This window comes from Streptomyces sp. NPDC002690 (assembly GCF_053592415.1).
Window position 1 is genome coordinate 1 of sequence record NZ_JBSFVR010000462.1, and the last position, 5,100, is coordinate 5,100.

The 5,100-nt window shown below is 63.1% G+C and carries 3 protein-coding genes and 1 pseudogene; 3 read left to right on the forward strand and 1 reads right to left on the reverse strand.

Features of this window, described 5'->3' with window-relative positions; translation table 11 throughout:
- Positions 1–3,099: polymorphic toxin-type HINT domain-containing protein (locus tag ACWD3D_RS33295; protein WP_451464448.1), on the forward strand; the 3,099-nt coding region annotated here is incomplete at its 5' end.
- Entirely contained in the window at positions 3,099–3,605 is a 507-nt protein-coding gene (locus ACWD3D_RS33300) for an SUKH-3 domain-containing protein (protein WP_451464449.1), read from the forward strand. The genes ACWD3D_RS33295 and ACWD3D_RS33300, both read left to right, overlap by 1 nt.
- A gap of 210 nt (positions 3,606–3,815) precedes the next feature.
- Here the strand turns inward: ACWD3D_RS33300 and ACWD3D_RS33305 are convergent.
- A pseudogene (locus ACWD3D_RS33305) lies at positions 3,816–4,226 on the reverse strand (tyrosine-type recombinase/integrase); the annotation flags it as partial.
- Positions 4,227–4,639: 413 nt separating this feature from the next.
- Between ACWD3D_RS33305 and ACWD3D_RS33310 the strand changes: the two are divergent.
- Positions 4,640–5,100: hypothetical protein (locus ACWD3D_RS33310; protein ID WP_451464450.1), on the forward strand; the 461-nt coding region annotated here is incomplete at its 3' end.

Here is a 5,100-nt window from a genome sequence, read left to right on the forward strand (position 1 = left end):
GTCTCGACGTCGGGTATCGACTGGTACAACGCGGACACCGACTACAGCGTCTACGGCCAGGTCCTGCGCGCGGTGACGGGTGAGAACCCGAACCGGGTGTGGACGACCAACCTGTACGACGAGCGCACCGGTGAGCTGACGAAGTCCTACACCGACCGTGAGTCCATCAGCGACACCACCACGGTGCTCGGTCACCGGGTCAACGTCCGTTCCTACGGATACGACGCGGCGGGCAACGTCACCAAGATCGAGGACGCGGTCGACGCCAAGACCGACCGCCAGTGCTTCACCTACGACGTCCTCGGCCAGCTCACCGAGGCCTGGACGGCGTCCGACACCGCGTGCGCGGTGACCTCGGCCGGTGTTCCGAGCGCGCCGACGATGGGTGCGGACGGGGACGGTTACCACAAGTCGTACACGTACGACGCGATGGGCAACCGGAAGAAGGAGGTCGATCACTACCTCGGCACGGTCGGCACCACCACCACGGTGCTGGACCCGGCGAAGGACGCGACGACCGACTACACCTACGGCAAGGCGGACGGCACCCAGCCGCACACCTTGACCGGGATGTCCTCCACCTACCTGACCGACGCAGGCGCCAAGGTCACCGAGGCCTCGACCCGTACGTACGACAAGGCGGGCAACACCGAGACCCGCACGGACGGCGGCGACCAGCAGGGCCTGACCTGGACCTGGGACGGCAACCTGGAGACGGTCACCGGCTTCGGCGAAAGCGGTGCGGGCGCCTGGATGGGCCTGTCGGGCAAGTGCATCGACCTGTCGTCGTCCTCGACGGTCGCGGGGACCGCGCTCCAGCTCTACAGCTGCAACGGCACGCGTGCCCAGCAACTGAGGATCGAGGGCGCCTCGCCGACGGACTCCTCCAAGGGCGCGCTGAAGGTCCTTCAGCAGTGCGCGGAGCCCAAGGGCGGTGCGACGGCTGACGGCACGGCTGTCGTGATCGGCAAGTGCACGGGGGCAGCGGCCCAGCAGTGGACGGTGGTCGAGTCCGGACACAAGCTCAAGCACGTCGCCTCCGGCAAGTGCCTGGTCGTCCCCGGGGCCAACTCGGCCGCGGGTACGGACCTGACGCTCGGCACCTGTGACGCGAGCGGGGCCGCCCAGTCCTGGGCCCCGGCCGACGAGACGAAGTACGTCTACGGCCCGTCCGGTGAGCGGCTGATGGCTGTCACCGCCAGCACCCGGACCCTCTACCTCGGCGAGGCCACGGTCTCGGTGAACGTGGACGGCACGCCGAACTACGCGGAGCGCTACTACCAGCAGGCCGGCGGCCCGGTGGTGATGCGACTCAAGCAGGGCAGCGGCGGCGAACAGTTGTCGATGCAGGTGACGGACCAGAACGGCACCGCCTACATCAACGTCAAGCTCGACGCGGGCAACGCGGTGAAGTTCGAGAAGACGGACCCGTTCGGAGTGGCTCGGAAGGAGAGCGCCAACTGGCTCTCCCACAAGGGCTACATCGGCGGCGACGACGACAACTCCACCGGCCTGGTCCACCTCGGGGCGCGGGAGTACGACCCCGAGACCGGACGTTTCATCTCCGCCGACCCCATGCTCGACCTGGCCGACCCGGTTCAGATGAACGGGTACGTCTACTGCGAGAACAACCCCGTCACCTTCGCCGACCCGAGCGGCATGATGATGGACTCCGTCGGCGGCAGTGGCGTCAGCGGAGGGGGCGGTGCCGAAACAGCCGAAGAGGCATGGGCCAACAACCAGCTCAACACTTCGATGGCCGACATCATCATGAATGTCGGCTGGGCGGTGTTCAAGGAGTTCATCGGCTGGAACGACGTCGTCAGCTGCTTCTCCCGCGGCGACATGTGGGCCTGCGGCTCCCTGATCATCGACGCCATCCCGTGGTCCTCGGTCTTCAGTAAGGGCAAGAAGATCTGGCGCGCGGTCGACAAGACCCTGAGCGCGATCAGCGCCTGGCGCAAGGCCCAGGAGAAGGCCCGCAAGATCATCGCTGCCGCCAAGGCCGCGCGTGAAGCGGCGCGAGCGGCGAAGGCCGCCGCGAAGGCAGCCGCCAAGAGAGCTGCGCAAGCGGCGGCCAAGAAGGCGCAGCAAGCAGCGATCAGAGCCGCGAAAAAGGGTGTCGAAAAGACCGGCAACGCACTCCAGAAGAGCAAGAAGGCCATAGCCAAGGGCAACGAGAAGGTCAAGAGCGTCGCCCAGAAGGTTTCCGGGAAGAACAAGAAGGAGAACGGCAAGGACGGAGTCGCAGAGGAAGCTCCCAGCGCGGGTAGCTGTCCGAATCCGAATCCGAAGCCGAACAGCTTCGTGCCGGGCACCCTGGTAGTGATGGCCGATGGTTCCACGAAGCCGATCGAAAAGGTCAAGAACGGCGACAAGGTTCTGGCCACCGACCCCGAAACCGGTGAGACGACTTCCGAGGTTGTCACCGCCGAGATCACGGGTGAGGGTTTCAAGCACCTTGTCAAGGTCATCGTTGATACCGACGGTGACAAGGGCGACAAGACGGCCTCGGTCACGGCGACCGACAACCACCCATTCTGGGTGGAAGCTGTGGGGAAGTGGCTCGACGCCACCGACCTGAAGCCCGGCGAATGGCTCCGTACCAGTGCCGGCACCTACGTCCAGATCACGGCGATCGACCGCTGGTCGGCCCCGGATGCGACGGTCCACAACCTCACCGTCAACGACCTCCACACGTACTATGTGCTGGCGGGGGCGACGCCGGTCCTCGTCCACAATTGCGGTGAGGCATCCCTCGAAGTCCAGGCCGATGTGGGCGAGATTCGGGGAAGCGACTTCGCCGCCGAATACAAATCTCGGAGCGGTCATGTCTACCGATCGGACAACAAGGAACCTGTCACCGCTCCGGATGAAATGGCAGAGATATTCAAAAAGCAGGCCCACCCGATGAACGGTGGATGTGCGGAGATGCAGTGCCTGAGCAAGGCGTATGCAAGAGAAGGCGAGCCGGGAATCCGAGGCGGGACCATGTCCACAGCGCATGTGAGCGATACAGCCAAGGGTGACCACGGTGCGCCTGCCGACCCGTGCAAGGCATGCCGGCGAGTGATGGACAGCTTGGGGGTGAATTACTAGTGAGCGGCGGACCTGCGGATTTCACCTCCCGATTGAATCCGGCAACGGTTTCCGCCCTGCGGATGGCCGGCTGGTACCCCGGGCGACATCTCGATGTATCCTCCGATATCCAGATTCTGGAGGCACAGGGGTACATCCCAAGTCCCGTTGCAACCGACTTCCTCGAATCGTTCCGGGGCCTGAAGATCGGGCCGGCCCGTGAGAACGGCCCCAACTTCATCAACGGTGAACCGTTCTTCGTCGACGCACTTGGGGTCGGCAGCAGGCATCAGGACGAATCCTCGGCGATCGGCTCAGCAATCGGCGGTACGTGGTTTCCAGTCGGCTGGTGGCTCAGCTACTCGCATGTCTTTATGCGGCAGGACGGGGCCCTGGTCGCTTACGCGAATGGCCTGATCTGGAATATCGGAAACACGCCTTATGAGGGCTTGGACCTCATGGTGAGTGCGGATCGCCCGTTGATCTGCGTTCATGCGCCTACGGGGATGAAGCCGTGGCCCGAGTAGGACTCACGTGCCACTGCCCCTCAGCGAGTCGGCCTGATGTGCGGTGTCGAGGTTGCTCCCAGCCTTCGAGTTCTTCAAGATCTCCACGAGACGAAAACCCGGGTCTGCCATTGACGGTCCTACAGGGAAGTCTCTAAAGCACCAGCGGCCCCGCCGGATTTGTTCCGGTGGGGCCGCTGGTGTGTTTGACGGCAGTAGCTGACGGCAACGTCAGTGGACGGGCACTGCACAAAGCGGCGGGTCGTCGCCGTCGTCAGGTTCGGCAGTAGCCTCCGAGGGATTGCGCAGTGCTCGACCGAGGAGGTCAATGGCGTCGCGTTGGAGGCGGAGCCGGACGTGGGCGTGGACGGTGGCGGTGACCCCGATGTGAGCGTGGCCGAGGAGTTCTTTGATCACGACGAGCTCGACGCCTTGCTCCAGGAGGAGCGTGGCGGTGGAGTGTCGTAGGTCGTGGAAGCGGATGCGGCGAAGCCCGGCCCGATCGAGGAGGGCACGGAAGCTGCGATTGAGGTTCGCGGGATCGATCGGCCCTCCCGCCGGCGTTGCGAAGACGAGGCTGCTGCCCTTCGAGCCTTCCGCCTCCGCCTCACGTTCTGCTTGCTGAGCTTCACGGTGCTGCTGGAAATCTATACGCACAGGTTCGAATCACTGCCAGAGTTTTGAGAATCGCGAATTTGGTGGGATTTCCTTTTCGCTTCCCTGAGGCGGACTGAAGGGCGAGTCGGACTGCTATCGGTAGTTTTCGAACCGTGGCGCGCGATAGTGATTATGGATGAATCGGCAGAGTCCGCCCTGGCATGTCTGATTAGGAATCCAGGCAATGGTACGCGATCAGCCGTGTAGGCGACATCGCTGTTCAATTCCGACTCCGTAGATTCATCAGAGCTGGCGTGCAAAAATGAGGAGACTCCCCGTCGGATTTGATTCCGACGGGGCCACTTGGATGTCTGACGGCAGTAGTTGACGGGAACGTCAGCCTGCGTCGGCCGGCTGACCGGACGAGGTTGAGCTTGGTGAACGGTATGAATGCGCGAGTGATTGACCCGAAGAGTATCGATCTGGAGGATTTTCTTACTTCATGGTTCGGGCCTGAGGGAGACGCTGTAGGAACTTTTGAGACTAATCTGGCAACGCTGCCTGTTGGGCTCATGGAGTGGTTCGACCTGATTTCTCGGTGGAAAATTCCGCTCAAGGGGGCGAAAACACTCCTCTTGCCCTCCGACATGACCGAAGAGGGTGGAAAGTATATTTTCATGGGGGATCACGGGGGGTGGGCTTGGGCGTTCGACCCGAATGCTCCCCTAACGGTATACGAGGCAAAGGATGATGAGCCCTGGCGATCTCTTCCTGCTGAGTGGGTAGAGGTGTTCTTCCATCATGTGTTCACTGAGGCGATTGAAGCGGCCCCGGTGGTGGCATGGTGTGCAGATCTCTCTGAAAGCGACCTGGGAGGAGTGCTCAACCGATTTGATGAGATTTCCTTCGCCGGCAGCAG